Origin of the sequence: Staphylococcus cohnii subsp. cohnii (genome assembly GCF_002902365.1) — a bacterium.
Classification (GTDB): domain Bacteria; phylum Bacillota; class Bacilli; order Staphylococcales; family Staphylococcaceae; genus Staphylococcus; species Staphylococcus cohnii.
The window spans coordinates 52,129-69,903 of the sequence record NZ_PPQC01000006.1 but is presented as its reverse complement, the minus strand read 5'-3'; the positions used below and the strand labels follow the sequence as shown (position 1 = coordinate 69,903).

The window sequence follows — 17,775 nt, the reverse complement described above, 5'->3', positions numbered from 1 at the left end:
AGCCATAAACATTTTGTTTTTTTCACTGTCTACTTGACAGGGTGCAGTTCAATGCTCATTTCCATAAAAGGACTAATCCTTATCAAATGAAGTAGTCCCTGAACGTAAACAAACCCTTCGCATTAATTTTTGCGAAGGGTTTGTTTATTTTCTATTTATATAGTTTTTTTAAATAGTAGTAATCTTTCAGACAATTACTGGTACTTTTACTAGTCACATTGCGTTTTTTAAGATTCATGGTAGCATAAATTAATGTAGTATCTGCTTCTGGAATAGTTGTGCTTACCTTTTTGCTTTATTTTTTTCCTTGTTTTTATTTTTAATATTTTTTCTTTGTGCTCTTCTTTGTTCATTTATTTCCTCGTCCAATGCTCTCAGGAAGTGAAGTGTATCTTTTTTCACAATTCTTTTGATGTATTTAATCTTATTTGCATTTATTTTAATATGAGTAGAATCAATAAATAAAGCTGAGCGATCTATTAAATTATTTTTGATAGCTATTTCTAATATTTTCTCAAATATTTGTCTTCGACAAGTTCATACACAAATTTTAAATCTAATATCACGTCGACTTTACGTAATAAATGATTATTAAGGACTAATTCAGAAATAGAAATCATTTCATATTGATCTCTTTTATCAATTGATTTATTCAACACAACAAGCACCATCACTGCTTAATTTACATATATTATAATATTGGCAGTGATTTATGCCGAATCCTGCGGGAATAGCACTAGCCGAAGACTATAGGCTAAGGTAGTGCTCGCGAAAAGTGTTCATAAAAAACCCAAACAAACACCAACAAAGTCGAAGTCTTTGTCGACAACTTGGGACTAATCTTTATCAAATGAGTAAGTTTTTTCATATTGTGCTAATTTTAATGAATTAATTTGTATTGTAATCAAATTTTCAAATTCTATCACTTGGTTTTTTTAAATCTACTGGTATAATAAATGGGTGGTAAAAGGAGGACAAATACTATGCAAACAGTAGAAAGTATAATCATTGGCGGTGGCCCATGTGGCTTAAGTGCGGCTATCGAACAAAAGAAAAAAGGGATTGATACATTAGTAATTGAAAAAGGAAATGTTGTGGATGCTATTTATAACTATCCAACACATCAAACATTCTTTTCTTCAAGTGATAAATTAAGTATTGGCGACATTCCGTTCATTGTAGAAGAAAGTAAGCCACGTCGAAATCAAGCATTAGTGTATTATAGAGAAGTTGTTAAACATCATCAACTACGTATCAATGCTTTCGAAGAAGTCCTTACTGTTAAAAAAATTAATAATCGTTTTACACTTACTACTACGAAAGACGTTTATCAGTGTCGATTTCTAACTGTAGCTACTGGTTATTATGGTCAACATAATACATTAGAAGTAGAAGGTGCAGAACTACCAAAAGTAAAACATTACTTTAAAGAAGCACATCCTTATTTTGATCAAAATGTTGTTATCATCGGTGGCAAAAATTCAGCAGTAGATGCAGCATTAGAATTAGAAAAAGCTGGTGCACATGTCACAGTTATCTATCGTGGTTCTGACTATCCAAAAGCAGTTAAACCATGGATTTTACCTAACTTTGAATCATTAGTGAAACATGAAAAAATAAACATGGCATTTAACGCTGACGTCACAAAAATAACTGAAGACAGTGTTATTTATGAGCAAAATGGGGAAGTAATTGAGATTCCTAACGATTATATTTTTGCAATGATCGGTTATCACCCTGACTATAATTTCCTAGAATCAATTGGCATTGAAATCAATGAAAATGAATATGGTACAGCGCCAGTTCATAACAAAGAAACTTATGAAACAAATGTTGAAAATTGTTATATTGCTGGTGTGATTGCAGCAGGAAATGATGCTAATACCATTTTCATTGAAAATGGTAAGTATCATGGTGGCATCATCACTCAAAATATTTTATCTAAAAAACAAACACCTTTAGAGTCATAATATATAAAAAAAGAGCTGGATAAGTGATTATTATTTTAGAATTTCTTCAACATTCTAAAAATCCAATATTGCTTATCTCAACTCTTTTTTATTTTATAACTGAGCTTCAAAATATTTTTTCAATTGTTCAAACGTTAAATGATTGCTTAATCCGATTAATAATTTCAGTCTCGCTTTTTGTCCATTTAATCCATTAGAGAAAATAACACCTTTTTCTTCTAATGTTGCGCCTCCACCTTCATAGGCATAAATGGGACCAACAATGCCATTAAATGATCTAGATACAAGTATGACTGGTATATTATTACTTAAACATTGATTCAATCCTACTAAACATGTCGGAGGTAAATTACCCTGTCCGAGAGCTTCTATTATAATGCCATCCACTTGTTTTTCACTGTAAAAAGCTAATACATCACTATTCATCCCCATATATGCTTTAACTAATGGAATATTTAAAGATTGATTTATTTCAGTCAGTACTAAATGATCAAATGGTCTGTGATGAAATTGTACACTTTGTTTTGTGATCACACCTAAGGGACCATGATTCGGACTTTGAAAAGTATTCGTATTAGAAGTATGTGTTTTCGTAACATTTCTAGCTGTATGAATCTCATCATTAAATACCACCATAACACCCATGTTTAATGATTCATCACTGATTGCAACTCTAATTGCTGATAAAAAGTTATATAATCCATCTGCACCAATTTCATTTGAGGAACGCATCGCGCCTGTGATCACAATTGGTTTCGAGATATCCACTGTTAAATCTAATAAATACGCCGTTTCTTCTAGCGTGTCAGTGCCATGTGTAATCACATAACCATCATAATCATCTTGTTTTTCAGATTGGTTAATAATTTGTTTTAATGTTTCTACATACTCAATATTCATATGTGGAGATGGTACATTAAAAGGTGTTATTTCAGTTACATCAGCATATTTATTAATAATATTTTGATGATTAGAAATTGGATTATCCGTATTTGTAACAACTTTGTTTGATTCATCTTGTGACATGCTAATCGTACCACCAGTATGTATGACAAGAAGTTTTTTCATGTGTGCATTCCTCCTATTTATAAAATACATATTTATGATAAAATAATATTTATAAAACAACAAGGAAGGGTTACTAAAATGAAACCAATAAATATCGCACTTGATGGACCTGCAGCCGCAGGTAAGAGTACAATAGCAAAACTTGTGGCAGCCAAATTGTCAATGGTTTATGTAGATACTGGTGCAATGTATCGTGCTATTACTTATAAATATTTACAATTAAATAAAACTGAAAATTTTTCTGAACTTGTTCAGTCAACGGAGCTAGCATTAACTTATGATGAAGAAAAAGGTCAAAGAATTATTTTAGACAATCAAGATGTTACAGATTATTTAAGAGAAAATGATGTGACAAATCATGTTTCCTATGTATCTTCAAAAGAATCAGTGCGTTCATTTGCAGTTGAAAAACAACAAGAATTGGCAGAGCAAAAAGGAATCGTAATGGACGGAAGAGATATCGGTACTGTTGTCTTACCTGATGCTGATTTAAAAATATATATGATTGCTTCTGTGGAAGAACGTGCTGTACGTCGTCAAAAGGACAATGAACTTAGAGGTATTCAATCAACAGTAGAACAATTAAAAAAAGAAATTTCTGAGCGTGACCACTATGATATGAATAGAGAAATATCTCCATTAAAAAAAGCTGATGACGCAATAACAATTGATACTACTGGCATGAGTATCGAAGAAGTTACTGATAAAATTTTAACATTAGTAGAAAAAATTTAAATATTTAAGCATGCATAGTCTATTTGTTATTCTTTTTGTCTTTTTGTTAAAATAGTGTAAAAAAGTTATAAAATATCAAAATCAGGGTATATTATTGTAGTAGATTTTTAAAATTTGGACTACATATAAGTCAATGTAAATTGCTATTGATATTAAAACTATTATCTACATGATAATTATCAATTAATATTTTTAAATGTATAGAATTAGAGTGTTCACTATAAAGTGGAATTTCTTGACAATTCTGTCAAATTATAAGATGTTATAAATATGTAGTGTAATAAGGAGGCAGACAAGATGACTGAAGAATTCAATGAATCAATGATTAACGAAATTAAAGAAGGGGATAGAATTACTGGTGAAATTCAAGAAATTGAAGAAAAACAAGTAATTGTACATGTTAACGGTGGTAAATTTAACGGTATTATCCCTATAAGTCAACTTTCAACACATCATATTGATAATCCGAGTGATGCTGTTAAAGTTGGTGACGAAATCGGTGCATATGTTACAAAAGTGGAATATGACGAAGAGAATGAGACAGGTACTTATATCTTATCTAAACGTCAATTAGAAACTGAAAAGTCATATGAATTTTTACAAGAAAAATTAGATAATGATGAAAATATTGAAGCTAAAGTCACTGAGGTTGTAAAAGGCGGTTTAGTAGTAGATGTTGGTCAAAGAGGGTTTGTACCAGCTTCATTAATTTCAACCGATTTCATCGAAGATTTCTCTCATTTTGAAGGTCAAGTTCTAAAATTAAAAGTTGAAGAGCTAGATCCAGCAAATAATCGCGTCATTCTTAGTCGTAAAGCTGTAGAAGCATTAGAAAATGCGGAGAAAAAAGATGACTTATTAAATAATCTTAACGAAGGCGATGTAATAGAAGGTAAAGTTGCACGCTTAACAAACTTCGGAGCGTTTATCGATATTGGTGGCGTAGATGGACTTGTACATGTTTCTGAATTATCACATGAACATGTTAAATCACCAGAAGATGTTGTCTCAATTGGTGATCAAGTTAAAGTGAAGGTAAAATCTGTTGATAAAGATTCTGAACGTATTTCATTATCAATTAAAGATACGTTACCAAGCCCATTCGAATCTTTAAGAGGAGAGGTTAATGAAGGCGATGTAATAGAAGGTAAAGTTGTCAGACTTACAAATTTTGGCGCTTTTGTTGAAATCAAACCTGGGGTGCAAGGTTTAGTTCATATTTCAGAAATCAGTCATTCACACATTGGTACACCTGGTGAAGTGTTAGAACCAGGACAAGTTGTCAGTGTTAAAATACTCAGTGTCGATATTGATAATGAACGTATCTCACTTTCTATTAAAGCAACATTACCTGACGAAAACGTTGCTGAAAGTGATAATGAAACAACCCAATCGTATTTAGATAATAACGAAGATGAAGACAATCCAACACTTGGCGATGTTTTCGGAGATAAACTTAAAGATATTAAGTTTTAATAATTATCATAAGACCAAATCCAAATCTTGTCCTATATTATGTTAGGGCAAGATTTATTTTTTTAATGTCCATATCAATCAATTAAGTAATTGTATTTAATGAAAATCATTTAAATGGTTTCTTTAATAATTTCTTTTGAAATACTTACCCCGTATGATAGAATTATAGAGATTAAAAAAGAGAGGAAGTTAGTTATGACTAAACCTATAGTTGCTATTGTAGGAAGACCGAATGTTGGAAAGTCTACAATTTTTAACAGAGTCGTAGGTGAACGTGTCTCTATTGTTGAAGATACACCAGGTGTGACTCGTGACAGAATTTATTCATCAGGCGAATGGTTAACTCATGATTTCAATATCATTGATACTGGAGGTATTGAAATCGGTGAAGCCCCATTCCAAACACAGATAAGAGCACAAGCAGAAATTGCCATAGATGAAGCTGATGTCATTATTTTTATGGTAAATGTTAGAGAAGGTTTAACACAAAGTGATGAAATGGTAGCTCAAATGCTATACAAATCCAAAAAACCCGTTGTGTTAGCTGTGAATAAAGTTGATAATCCTGAAATGCGTAATGAAATTTATGACTTTTATTCACTAGGTTTCGGAGATCCTTATCCTATTTCAGGTTCACATGGTTTGGGATTAGGTGATTTATTAGATGAAGTAGTTAAAAACTTCAAAGAAGAGGAACCAGACCCATATGACGAAGATACAATTCGTTTATCAATCATTGGTCGCCCTAATGTTGGTAAGTCAAGCTTAGTTAATGCCATATTAGGTGAAAATCGTGTCATCGTATCAAATGTTGCTGGGACAACTAGAGATGCTATTGATACTGAATATAGCTATGATGATCAGGATTACGTCCTTATTGATACTGCTGGTATGCGAAAAAAGGGTAAAGTATATGAAAATACAGAAAAGTACTCAGTTTTACGAGCACTTAAAGCGATAGAACGATCAAACGTTGTTTTAGTAGTAATTGATGCAGAACAAGGTATTATAGAACAAGATAAGCGTGTCGCTGGGTATGCGCACGAAGAAGGAAAAGCAATTGTTATAGTTGTCAATAAATGGGATGCTGTAGATAAAGAAACAAACACAATGAAGAAATTTAAAGACGAAGTGCGCAAAGAATTTCAATTCTTAGATTACGCACAAATCGCATTTGTTTCAGCTAAAGAACAGAAAAGATTATCTACGCTATTCCCATACATTCTAGAAGCGAGTGAAAATCATAAAAAACGTGTACAAAGTTCAACATTAAATGAAGTTATCACAGATGCGATTTCTATGAATCCTACACCAACAGATAAAGGGCGCCGATTAAATGTATTTTATGCTACACAAGTTGCAATAGAGCCTCCTACATTTGTTGTATTTGTAAATGACGTAGAATTAATGCATTTTTCTTATAAACGTTATCTTGAAAATCAAATAAGAGCTGCCTTTGGATTTGAAGGTACTCCTGTACACATCATATCTAGAAGAAGAAATTAATAAATGGAGGGGTTACATGTCTAATATAACTGTCTTTGGTACGGGGAGTTTTGGTACGGCATTAGCAAATGTCTTAGCTGAAAATGGACATCAAGTATTAATGTGGGGAAAAAACAAAACGACTGTTAAAGAAATAAATGAATTACATTCAAATACAAAATACCTTAAAAATGCACAACTTGAGTTATCAATTAACGCAACTACTGATATAAATAAAGCAATAGCACATTCAGATGTATATCTCATGGCTTTACCTACTAAAGCGATGAGAGAAGTAGCAAGTGAAATAGATTCACATTTATCATCGAAAAAAACCTTTATCCATGTTGCTAAAGGAATAGAAAACGACACTTATAAACGTGTTTCTGAAATGTTAGAAGACTCAATCAGCCCTGAACATAATGCAGGTATAGGTGTATTATCAGGGCCAAGTCATGCTGAAGAAGTTGTCATCAAACAACCAACTACAGTAGCTGCTTCTTCTAAATCTGCAGAGGTAAGTAAGCTAGCTCAAGATTTATTTATGAACGATTATTTAAGAGTTTATACTAATGACGATCTAGTTGGTGTAGAATTGGGTGGCGCTTTGAAAAATATTATAGCTATTGCAAGTGGTGTGATTTCAGGAATGGGGTTTGGAGACAATGCTAAAGCGGCATTAATGACTAGAGGTTTAGCTGAAATAAGTCGCCTTGGCGAAAAATTAGGTGCAGATCCACTCACGTTTTTAGGCTTGGGTGGTATTGGCGATTTAATTGTAACTTGTACCTCTACACATTCAAGAAATTATACACTTGGCTATAAATTAGGTGAAGGCAAATCCTTAGACAAAGCATTGGAAGAAATGAATATGGTTGTTGAAGGTGTATACACGACAAAATCAGTTTATAATTTAGCAAAAGAACACAATATTGATATGCCAATTACAACTGCATTATACAAAGTTTTATTTGAAAACCAACCTGTCGATGAAAGCGTAAAAGATTTAATGGAACGTGGCAAAAAAGCTGAATAAGATAGAAGTATTACACTTTTTAGCGAATATATAACAATTTGATATTAAAATCCTATTAATTCAACGTTTTTTACACATAAATCATTGCAGTTGCAGTATTCGTTGTGTTAAAGTCATACCATAATGATATTAAGTTATCATTATAAACCCTAGGGGAGGTGAATTCATAATGAACAAAACAGATTTAATCAATGCTGTTGCTGAACAAGCTGACTTAACTAAAAAAGAAGCTGGTTTAGCTGTAGATGCAGTATTCGAATCAATTCAAACATCACTTTCTAAAGGTGAAAAAGTACAATTAATTGGATTCGGTAATTTCGAAGTACGTGAACGTGCTGCTCGTAAAGGACGTAATCCACAAACTGGTAAAGAAATTGATATCCCTGCAAGCAAAGTACCGGCGTTCAAAGCTGGTAAAGCTTTAAAAGATGCAGTTAAATAATTCTTTACTTACAAGTGAAGCCCTTGTTACAGGGGCTTTTTTCTTTTGGTAAAAACTTTTAAACGCAAATAAAAATAGATTGTAAACTATGTCTCTTAATGGGGTATCATTCGATATGATGATATGATATTAAGAGCTTTTTAAAATAATTAAACATCAAATTAATATTTACAGTGATAATTAACAAAACATAATTCATTTCTTTGAATAATTTTTATTATTCATAAAATACATAAAACGTATATATTTATCAGTTTGAAAACCGTTGATTTTAATTTTCCTTATATAATGTTAATATGTATATTGATAATAACGTGAGGTGTGAACATGGAAACGACATTAAGTATTTTTGAAAAACAAATTACCCAACGCTTGAAAGGTATACATCATTATGACGCTATTTATATAAATGAAGTATTAGCAAAAATCCTTGATTCTTATGATATACCTGAAGATGCTAAATTAGCTTGCCTCACTATAGATACTGCGATGCGTCATTTAGATGAGGTTTCCAAAAATTTATCCTCTAAGAAAGCCATATTAATTGGTGATTTACTAAGCGCTCACTTTTATACATTATTAGCGAAGTTACATGATCCAATTTTTCAAAAGCAAATTAGTTCAGCGATTGTTGAAATAAACGAAATGAAATCCTCCATCCATAATGGAGTGATTCCAAAAGAAAAAATTGGACATTATATTTTAATGATAGAAAATAAATTTCCACTTATAACAATCAATCGATACGTACCAAATACAGAAACAGTAAATATAAACCAAAAATTATTAGCAAACTTATTAGAAAATCATCCTTCGTATTTAAAGAAATATTCAAAAGATGAATTAAATACATTTTTAGATGAAATTAAATCAGAAATTTATTAAAAAAGAGGTAATCAATGATGACAGATAATAAAGCAAAAAAAGAACAAGTCCATAACGTTTTTCAAAATATTTCTGGAAAGTATGATCGCTTAAATAACATCATTAGCTTTGAACAACATAAAACATGGAGAAAACGTGTAATGAAAGAAATGAATGTTAAAGACGGTAGCAAAGCATTAGATGTTTGTTGTGGTACAGCTGATTGGACCATCTCTTTAAGCAAAGCAGTCGGACCTTCTGGTGAAGTGATAGGTGTAGATTTTAGTGAAAACATGCTTGAAGTAGGGAAAAAGAAAACAACGGATATGCATAACATCCAACTTATTCATGGTGATGCAATGAATTTACCGTTTGAAGATAATGAATTTGATTATGTCACAATCGGCTTTGGTTTGCGTAATGTACCTGATTATCTAGCAACACTTAAGGAACTTAATAGAGTATTAAAGCCTGGTGGTATGGTTGTTTGTTTAGAAACAAGCCAGCCAACTGCACCAATATTCAAACAGTGTTATAAATTATATTTTAAATTTATTATGCCTATATTCGGTAAAATATTTGCGAAATCAAAAGATGAATATGAATGGTTACAACAATCCACTTTTGATTTTCCAGATAAAGAAAAATTGAAACGTTTATTTTCACAAGCAGGATTTAGTAATATAAAGGTACGTAGCTTCACTGGTGGCGTTGCAGCGATGCACCTAGGCTATAAATAAAATGAAACAACCAAAGGTGATGACTGTGTCAAAGTTAAATATGAATAATGAAATTAAAATAATTGAAAAACGATTAGAGGAAGCATTAATAAGTAAAGACCAAATCTTAGAAGATGCTTCTTATCATTTATTTTCATCAGGTGGTAAACGTGTAAGACCTGCCTTTGTAATATTAAGTAGTCAGTTTGGTGAAGAAATGAATGAAGACGTATATCGTGTAGCTGTTGCACTTGAATTAATACATATGGCTACTTTAGTACATGATGATGTCATTGATAAAAGTGATAAACGTCGAGGTAGCTTAACTATTGCTAAAAAGTGGGATCAAGATACTGCGATTCTTACTGGTAATTTTCTATTAGCAGTCGGTTTAGAATATATTTCAAATATAGAAGATAATCGAGTACATAAAGTGATATCAAGTGCTATTGTTGAAGTATGTATGGGTGAATTGTACCAATTTCAAGATCAATTTAATGCAAACCAAACAATTACAAATTATTTAAGAAGAATCAATCGCAAAACAGCCTTGCTCATACAATTATCAACAGAAGTTGGTGCAATTGCTTCACACGCCGATACTAAAACAGTTCGTAATTTAAAAATGATTGGACATTATATTGGGATGAGTTTTCAAATCGTAGATGATATTCTAGATTTTACTAGTTCTGAAAAAAAATTAGGAAAACCTGTAGGCAGTGATTTAATGAATGGCCACTTAACTTTACCAGTATTGTTAGAAATGCGTAAAAATCCTGAGTTCAAATCAAAAATCGAACAACTTAGTCCTAACAGTGATCAATCATTATTTGATGAATGTATTCAAACAATTAAACATTCTGATGTCATAAACCAATCGCAAGCAATCAGTGATAGATATTTAGATAAAGCCTTACATCTTATTGATCAGCTAGAAAGAGATGAAGCAAAACCTATATTTAAAAAAATAATTAAAAAAGTAGGAAAAAGAAAAGGATAATTATGTGAAAATCATTGAAAGCGTTTAAATTAACTGTTAATATTATAATGTGCTTTAAGACATTATAATATTTTGTTTTATATTTTTATAAAACTTACATCATTAACAGGGGGATAAACACACAATGGAAAGAACATTTTTAATGATTAAACCGGACGCGGTTCAACGTAACTTGATAGGTGAAATCGTTTCACGTATCGAACGTAAAGGACTAAAACTTGTAGGCGCTAAACTAATGACGGTACCAAAATCGCTTGCAGAAGAACATTATGCCGAACATACAGACAAACCATTCTATGGTAATTTAATTGATTTTATTACATCTGCACCAGTATTTGCAATGGTTGTCGAAGGTGAAGATGCTGTACATATTGCACGTCACATTATTGGAGCAACAAATCCATCAGAAGCTACACCTGGTACAATTAGAGGAGACTTTGGTTTGACTGTAGGCAGAAACATTATTCACGGTTCAGATTCAGTAGAATCTGCTAATAAAGAAATCAAGCTTTGGTTTAACGCAGAAGAATTAAGTGATTTCACAGAATCACGTGAAGCTTGGTTATATGAATAATTGTCTTTGAATTAAACAAACTAATGCGAATAAAATGACATTCGTTATTAACTTTTAATACTTTCAACAATATAGATAAAAAACTGATACTTAAAACACGGTACTTGGTCGTGTGATTAAAATCAAAACACTTTCGTTGTATTCATAATAATATGAATTGATGCGAAAGTGTTTTTTCTATGAATAATAGTTGCAATTGCATTCTTTAGTGAAGTCGTTTAATATCTTAAGTTACTACTAAAATTGATCCAGATGTTATAGTTGAATGTAGGTAAATCTTATAAAGTTTAGTTATTTGAAATTTTTCTGTTAATTTGAACAAATGAATATGATAAGATAAGGAACATATAATCATTTAAAGTACTAAAGAACGGAGTGGGTAAATAATGAGATATTTAACTTCAGGAGAATCACATGGTCCACAGCTAACAGTAATTATTGAAGGTGTACCAGCAAATTTAGAAATTAATGTTGCAGATATAAATGAAGAAATGTTTAAGCGTCAAGGTGGTTATGGTAGAGGTAGACGCATGCAAATTGAAAAAGATAGTGTTGAAATTGTATCAGGTGTGCGAAATGGTTATACACTTGGGAGTCCAATCACGCTTATTGTCACAAATGATGATTTTAAACATTGGAGAAAAATAATGGGGGCTGACCCTATTAGCGATGAAGATCAAGAAAACATGAAACGTGTGATTACAAAACCACGTCCTGGACATGCAGATTTAATCGGTGGTATGAAATATAATCATAGAGACTTAAGAAATGTTTTAGAACGTTCTTCTGCTAGAGAAACTGCTGCCCGAGTAGCTGTTGGCGCTGTATCTAAAATATTACTTAAGCAACTCGATATTCATTTTTATAGTCGAGTAATGGAAATTGGTGGTATTAAAGATGATTTAGAGTATGATCTTGAAACGATTAAATCTAATATTGATAAAAATGATGTCCGTGTTATTAATGATGATATCGCTCAACAAATGAGAGATAAAATTGATGATGCTAAAAAGGCAGGAGATACTATTGGTGGTGTTGTGCAAACTGTTATTGAAGGTGTGCCAATTGGTATCGGCAGTTATGTCCATTATGATCGTAAATTAGATGGTAGAATTGCTCAAGGTGTCGTAAGTATCAATGCCTTTAAAGGTGTGAGTTTTGGAGAAGGATTTAAAGCGGCTGAAAAACCTGGTAGTGAAATACAAGACGAAATACTATATGATACAACCAATGGTTATTACAGAGGATCAAATCATTTAGGTGGATTTGAAGGTGGTATGTCTAATGGTATGCCTATTGTCGTCAATGGCGTTATGAAACCAATTCCAACACTATATAAACCTCTAAATTCAGTAGATATTAACACTAAAGAATCATTTAAAGCTTCTGTTGAACGTTCTGATAGTTGTGCTGTTCCAGCTGCAAGTGTTGTAGTAGAAAATGTTGTTGCATTTGAACTTGCAAAAGCACTATTAGAAGAATTCCAATGTAATCATATTGATCAATTAAAATCACAAATTGAAGAACGTCGCTTGTTAAATATAGAATACTAAGTTTTATTAAAATTTTAAAATTAGCCAGGTGATATCTATGAAATTACAAACTACGTATGAGACAAATAATTATCCCATCATCATAGAACATAACGCATTAAAGGATCTACGTCATTATATTGAAAATTATAAAGATATTATACTTGTTGTTGATAGCGAAATCGCAAACAAATGGGATGACACATTAGAATTTATTACATCTGAATACGATGCACACAAGCTGATGGTTCCATCAGGTGAAACCACAAAATCTCTAGCTTATTATGCCGAAAGTATTGAAACATTATTGAATAAAAATTTGACCAGAAATACGTGTATCATTGCAGTAGGAGGGGGAGCTACAGGTGATTTCGCTGGATTTATAGCTTCTACCTTATTGAGAGGCGTTGATTTTATTCAGGTACCTACGACGATATTAGCACACGATTCTAGTGTTGGTGGTAAAGTGGGCATCAATTCGAAACACGGTAAGAATTTGATTGGTGCATTTTATAGACCAAATGCGGTTATCTATGATTTGAATTTTCTTTCGACACTCCCTTATACAGAAGTATTGAGTGGTTATGCTGAAGTATATAAACACGCATTATTAAATAGTGCGAACGCAGTACGGGATATTGAAGCGCATTTTTATAATAAAGCTACGTTAGCCTCATTAGATGAAATTGAATATTATCTTTTTAAGGGCATAGAGACTAAGTTAAATATCATTGTAAAAGATGAAAAAGAATCAAACGTTCGTAAATTTTTAAACTTAGGACATACTTTTGGTCACGCCGTTGAATATAAATTTAAAATACCACATGGTCATGCAGTAATGATTGGCATCCTCTTCCAATTTATTGTGTCAAATCATATTTTAAATCAAAATTTTAATATTTCACATTACATCAGTTATTTAAATTCTCTAGAGTATCCATTAAATATTATCAATACCTTCGATTTTGATCCACTTTATGAGTTGATGTTAAGAGATAAAAAGAATGATCAACAAGGGGTGCAGATGGTTTTATTAGAAGGATTAGGTAACCCTGTGGTTAAACATGTTGATAAATCCATATTATTAGAGAGTTTTAATGCATTACAAACATATATTAAAAAGTAGGTGGCATATTTGGTTATTAGTAAAACAATTGATATAAAAGGTCCTCTGATTGGAGATATAGAAGTTCCTGGAGATAAATCAATGACACATAGAGCTATTATTCTTAGCTCATTAGCATCTGGCAAATCAACGATATATAAACCATTACTTGGTGAAGATTGTATTCGTACAGTTGAAATTTTCCGTCTGCTTGGTGTGGAAATAGATATATTAGAAGATAAAATAGAAATTAATTCACCTGGATATAAATTTTTCCAAACACCACATCAAGTACTCTATACTGGTAATTCCGGAACAACTACACGCCTAGTTGCTGGATTATTGTGTGGTCTTGGTATTGAAACAGTGCTATCAGGTGATGCTTCAATTGGAAAAAGGCCTATGGATCGAATTATGAAACCCTTAACCTTAATGAATGCAGATATTTCAGGTGTGAATAATAATTATACACCTTTAATAATCAAACCTGCTCAAATTAAAGGCATAGCATACCAAATGGAAGTCGCAAGTGCTCAAGTTAAAAGCGCAATATTATTTGCAAGCTTATTTGCAAACGAACAAACGACTATTTCTGAAATCGGTATTACGCGTGATCATACAGAAACGATGTTTGAACATTATCAAATTCCAATCACTACCAATGATAAAACGATTGAATTACCAGCAAATAGTATCGAACATATTACTGCCACTGATTTTCATGTACCTGGTGATATTTCTTCAGCTGCATATTTCATTGTTGCTGGCTTGATAACACCAGGCAGTGATATTACAATTCACAATGTTGGCATAAATCCAACACGTTCAGGTATTATTGATATCGTGACACAAATGGGTGGAAATATAACTTTATTCAATCAAACTAATGGTTCAGAACCTACCGCTTCAATACGTATACAGTATACGCCAAACATGAAACCTATTCATATCGAAGGTGATTTAGTACCTAGAGCAATTGATGAATTACCAGTTATTGCCTTACTTTGTACTCAAGCAAATGGCACAAGTATTATAAAAGAAGCGGAAGAATTAAAGGTCAAAGAAACAAATCGTATTGATACTACAGCAAACATGTTGAATTTATTAGGCTTTACATTGCAACCAACAAGTGATGGTATGATTATACATCCATCAAGATTGGAACAAACTGCCACAGTGGATAGTTTTACTGATCACCGTATTGGAATGATGCTTGCTGTAACTTCTTTATTAACCGATGATACATTAACGATTGATCAATTTGATGCAGTCAATGTTTCCTTCCCAGGTTTCTTAGCTAAATTTAAACAATTAGAAAAAGAGGGATAAAGTATGGAAGATATCTATAAACTTATAGATGATATCAACTTACAAAAACTAGACAACTTAGATACACGTGTAAATGACGCGTTAAGTTCTCCAAAAGATGATGCACTCTTTATACTTGGTGAAACACTATATAATTATGGATTAATGCCGCAAGGCCTTGAGGTGTTTCGTACACTTTATCATAAATATCCAGACGAAAGTGAACTGTTAATTTATTTTATTGAAGGGCTGATTGCGGAAGATCAAACGGATGAAGCATTAGAATATTTAAGTACTGTTGAACTTTCTACGGAACGTTTGATGTTAGAAGCAGATTTGTACCAACAATTAAATATGCTAGAAGTAGCTATTGATAAATTAGTAGAAGCTATTGATATTGAACCGAACGACCCAATCATCCATTTCGCATTGGCAGAATTACTTTATTTTGATGGACAATATTTACGCGCTACTTCGGAATATGAAACGGTACTAGAAACGGGAGAATATCAGATCAATAATGTTAATTTATTCTCACGTTTAGCTGATTGTAGCTTGCAAAGTGGAAATTATAGCGATGCAATTACGATGTTTGATGAAATCAGTGATGATGAAATGGATTCAGAAAGTTACTTCAAAAAAGCGATTGCTTATGAAAAAAATGATTTAACACAAGAAGCGATCAAATTAGTACAAACGCTATTATCAAAAGATCCAGATTTCCTACAAGGCTATTTTTATCTACAACAATTGTATGAAAACGAGCACAATCACGCGGATGCCATTGAAATTGGTAAAGAAGGGCTGCGATTGAGTCAATTTTATAAAGAATTAATGGTATCAACAGGGAGTATTCAAATCGAACACGGAGATGCTAATGAAGGTGTTCAATTACTACTACAAGCCTTAGATGTAGACAATGCTTATCAGGAACCACTTTTAATCTTAAGTGATTTCTATAGACAAGAAGAAGATTACGATTCAATTATTGGCTTACTACAATATGCAGATGAAGAAGATTTAGATCCAGTATTTATGTGGCATTTAGCACATGCACTAGGCCAAGAAGAGCGAGATAAAGAAGCCCAACATTTCTTTGAATTAGCTTATCCAACTATGAGAACGCAATCAGCATTTTTAAGTGATTATTATTTCTATTTAGTTGAAATTGGTTATATAGAACAAGCTCAACAAATCTTAAAACAATTACTGGAAATAGATCCATCTAATGAAACATGGCATGATGAAGCTGAGAGATTGCAATCATTCTAAAAAGTAAGGAAGGTGAGCACATTGACTGATACCTTACAACAAGTAAAAGCAAGTTTTATAGAATACGTATTATTCCAATATCGATTTAAATCTCGAATTAGTGTATGGGTATTAAATTTGATAAAATCCTCACCTGAATTATTACAAAAAATATACTTTGTAGATGAGCAAATTCCTAGTCATAATACTTTAGAAATTTCTGCAGTGAATACAGACAATATCGCCATAAAACTTAAAGTGCAGAATCAACAATATATTAACAATGAAAAAATATTTGACTATATCGCAAATCAAAACATCTATTTTGATATCAAATTATATTTAAATAATGAAGGTTCAAGAGATACAAGATTAGATGAATTATTGTTAACACAATTACTTCATTCTCCTTATTATGCTATATATATTCAAGACATTTATGGCTTGCCATTATCAAAACAAAGTGAATCATCTATTATCAAATATTTACAAGACAATATTGACTTAAGTTTACAATTACAAGATAAAGCTTTATTTTATCAATTATCTCAAATCCTTAATACATTTAAGTTGAGGAATCTTAATACATTATCGAAGGATTGACTATATGAACATTTATTCGCTTTGGCAACTTATCATTTATAATAAAGGGATGCTATATTTCTTATTAATATGTAATTTATTGGGAACGATTTATGGGTATATTTGGTATGGTTCACAAATGAGTCTTACACCATGGTATTTTATACCTTTTGTACCTGATAGTCCGACTGCATCATTATTTTTATGTATTGCTATTCTAGGGTTAATTGTTAACCAAAACATACCAATCATTGAAGCACTTGCTTTTGTCACATTAATCAAATATGGTGTATGGGCTGTAATTATGAATATTATTCTATTTATCCAATATGACATGATTACAATTACAGGTTGTATGCTGATACTTTCCCACGGCATTATGGCCATTGAAGCTTTTATATTTTATCCAAGATTTAAAGTGACTATGTTTTCGTTTTTCGTAGCGATGATATGGGTGTTCCATAATGACATTATCGATTATGTATTCATGCAATATCCATTTTATGATTTTATTGAAAGTCACATTGGGGCAATTGCATACTTAGCATTTTGGTTAAGTGTCATACCTTTAGTTTTATATTTAAGTTTAACTCTATTTAAAAAAGATAAAATATTTGACCATTATTAA

18 protein-coding genes are annotated in these 17,775 nt (G+C 31.7%); 16 read left to right on the top strand and 2 right to left on the bottom strand.

Going from position 1 to position 17,775, the window contains the following annotated elements; genetic code table 11:
• Window positions 1–503: 503 nt before the first annotated feature.
• Window positions 504–656, bottom strand: a complete 153-nt coding sequence (locus CD032_RS12980) for a hypothetical protein (protein ID WP_019468907.1) — start codon at window positions 654–656, stop codon at window positions 504–506.
• Window positions 657–983: 327 nt separating this feature from the next.
• Between CD032_RS12980 and ypdA the strand changes: the two genes are divergently transcribed.
• Window positions 984–1,970 (top strand): bacillithiol disulfide reductase YpdA, encoded by a 987-nt coding sequence (gene ypdA / locus CD032_RS01175; protein WP_019468908.1) that lies wholly within the window; start codon window positions 984–986, stop codon window positions 1,968–1,970.
• A 93-nt stretch (window positions 1,971–2,063) separates the two neighbouring features.
• Here ypdA and CD032_RS01170 read toward each other — a convergent pair whose 3' ends face one another.
• Complete coding sequence (locus tag CD032_RS01170) at window positions 2,064–3,038, bottom strand: asparaginase (protein WP_019468909.1); 975 nt, start codon at window positions 3,036–3,038, stop codon at window positions 2,064–2,066.
• A 78-nt stretch (window positions 3,039–3,116) separates the two neighbouring features.
• On the opposite strand from CD032_RS01170, the gene cmk reads away from it, so the two are divergent.
• The 15 genes from cmk to CD032_RS01095 all read left to right on the top strand — a co-directional run bounded on the left by cmk (window position 3,117) and on the right by CD032_RS01095 (window position 17,775).
• On the top strand, window positions 3,117–3,773 hold the full coding sequence (cmk, locus tag CD032_RS01165; protein ID WP_019468910.1) for a (d)CMP kinase: 657 nt from the start codon (window positions 3,117–3,119) through the stop codon (window positions 3,771–3,773).
• Window positions 3,774–4,070: 297 nt separating this feature from the next.
• Complete coding sequence (gene rpsA / locus CD032_RS01160) at window positions 4,071–5,249, top strand: 30S ribosomal protein S1 (RefSeq protein ID WP_019468911.1); 1,179 nt, start codon at window positions 4,071–4,073, stop codon at window positions 5,247–5,249.
• 195 nt (window positions 5,250–5,444) lie between these two features.
• Window positions 5,445–6,755, top strand: a complete 1,311-nt coding sequence (gene der / locus CD032_RS01155; RefSeq protein WP_019468912.1) for a ribosome biogenesis GTPase Der — start codon at window positions 5,445–5,447, stop codon at window positions 6,753–6,755.
• A 16-nt stretch (window positions 6,756–6,771) separates the two neighbouring features.
• The gene (locus CD032_RS01150) at window positions 6,772–7,770 is read left to right on the top strand and encodes an NAD(P)H-dependent glycerol-3-phosphate dehydrogenase (RefSeq protein ID WP_103211119.1); all 999 of its coding nucleotides are present in this window, start codon (window positions 6,772–6,774) and stop codon (window positions 7,768–7,770) included.
• Between the two features lie 169 nt (window positions 7,771–7,939).
• Window positions 7,940–8,212: a non-specific DNA-binding protein Hbs gene (gene hbs, locus CD032_RS01145; protein ID WP_019468914.1), complete on the top strand. Its 273-nt coding sequence runs from the start codon at window positions 7,940–7,942 to the stop codon at window positions 8,210–8,212.
• Window positions 8,213–8,539: 327 nt separating this feature from the next.
• The gene (locus CD032_RS01140; RefSeq protein WP_019468915.1) at window positions 8,540–9,097 is read left to right on the top strand and encodes a hypothetical protein; all 558 of its coding nucleotides are present in this window, start codon (window positions 8,540–8,542) and stop codon (window positions 9,095–9,097) included.
• 17 nt (window positions 9,098–9,114) lie between these two features.
• On the top strand, window positions 9,115–9,816 hold the full coding sequence (locus CD032_RS01135) for a demethylmenaquinone methyltransferase (protein WP_026034781.1): 702 nt from the start codon (window positions 9,115–9,117) through the stop codon (window positions 9,814–9,816).
• A gap of 25 nt (window positions 9,817–9,841) precedes the next feature.
• Window positions 9,842–10,795 carry a polyprenyl synthetase family protein gene (locus CD032_RS01130; RefSeq protein WP_172459308.1) on the top strand — a complete coding sequence of 318 codons (954 nt, stop codon included), beginning with the start codon at window positions 9,842–9,844 and terminating at the stop codon, window positions 10,793–10,795.
• Between the two features lie 124 nt (window positions 10,796–10,919).
• Entirely contained in the window at window positions 10,920–11,369 is a 450-nt protein-coding gene (ndk, locus tag CD032_RS01125; protein WP_019468918.1) for a nucleoside-diphosphate kinase, read from the top strand.
• Window positions 11,370–11,755: 386 nt separating this feature from the next.
• Entirely contained in the window at window positions 11,756–12,922 is a 1,167-nt protein-coding gene (gene aroC / locus CD032_RS01120) for a chorismate synthase (RefSeq protein WP_019468919.1), read from the top strand.
• A 37-nt stretch (window positions 12,923–12,959) separates the two neighbouring features.
• Window positions 12,960–14,027, top strand: coding sequence for a 3-dehydroquinate synthase (aroB, locus tag CD032_RS01115; RefSeq protein WP_019468920.1), 1,068 nt, complete (start codon window positions 12,960–12,962; stop codon window positions 14,025–14,027).
• Between the two features lie 9 nt (window positions 14,028–14,036).
• Window positions 14,037–15,335, top strand: a complete 1,299-nt coding sequence (aroA, locus tag CD032_RS01110) for a 3-phosphoshikimate 1-carboxyvinyltransferase (protein WP_040029881.1) — start codon at window positions 14,037–14,039, stop codon at window positions 15,333–15,335.
• 3 nt (window positions 15,336–15,338) lie between these two features.
• On the top strand, window positions 15,339–16,586 hold the full coding sequence (locus CD032_RS01105; protein WP_019468922.1) for a tetratricopeptide repeat protein: 1,248 nt from the start codon (window positions 15,339–15,341) through the stop codon (window positions 16,584–16,586).
• 21 nt (window positions 16,587–16,607) lie between these two features.
• On the top strand, window positions 16,608–17,168 hold the full coding sequence (locus CD032_RS01100) for a YpiB family protein (protein WP_019468923.1): 561 nt from the start codon (window positions 16,608–16,610) through the stop codon (window positions 17,166–17,168).
• A gap of 4 nt (window positions 17,169–17,172) precedes the next feature.
• Window positions 17,173–17,775 (top strand): DUF1405 domain-containing protein, encoded by a 603-nt coding sequence (locus CD032_RS01095; RefSeq protein WP_019468924.1) that lies wholly within the window; start codon window positions 17,173–17,175, stop codon window positions 17,773–17,775.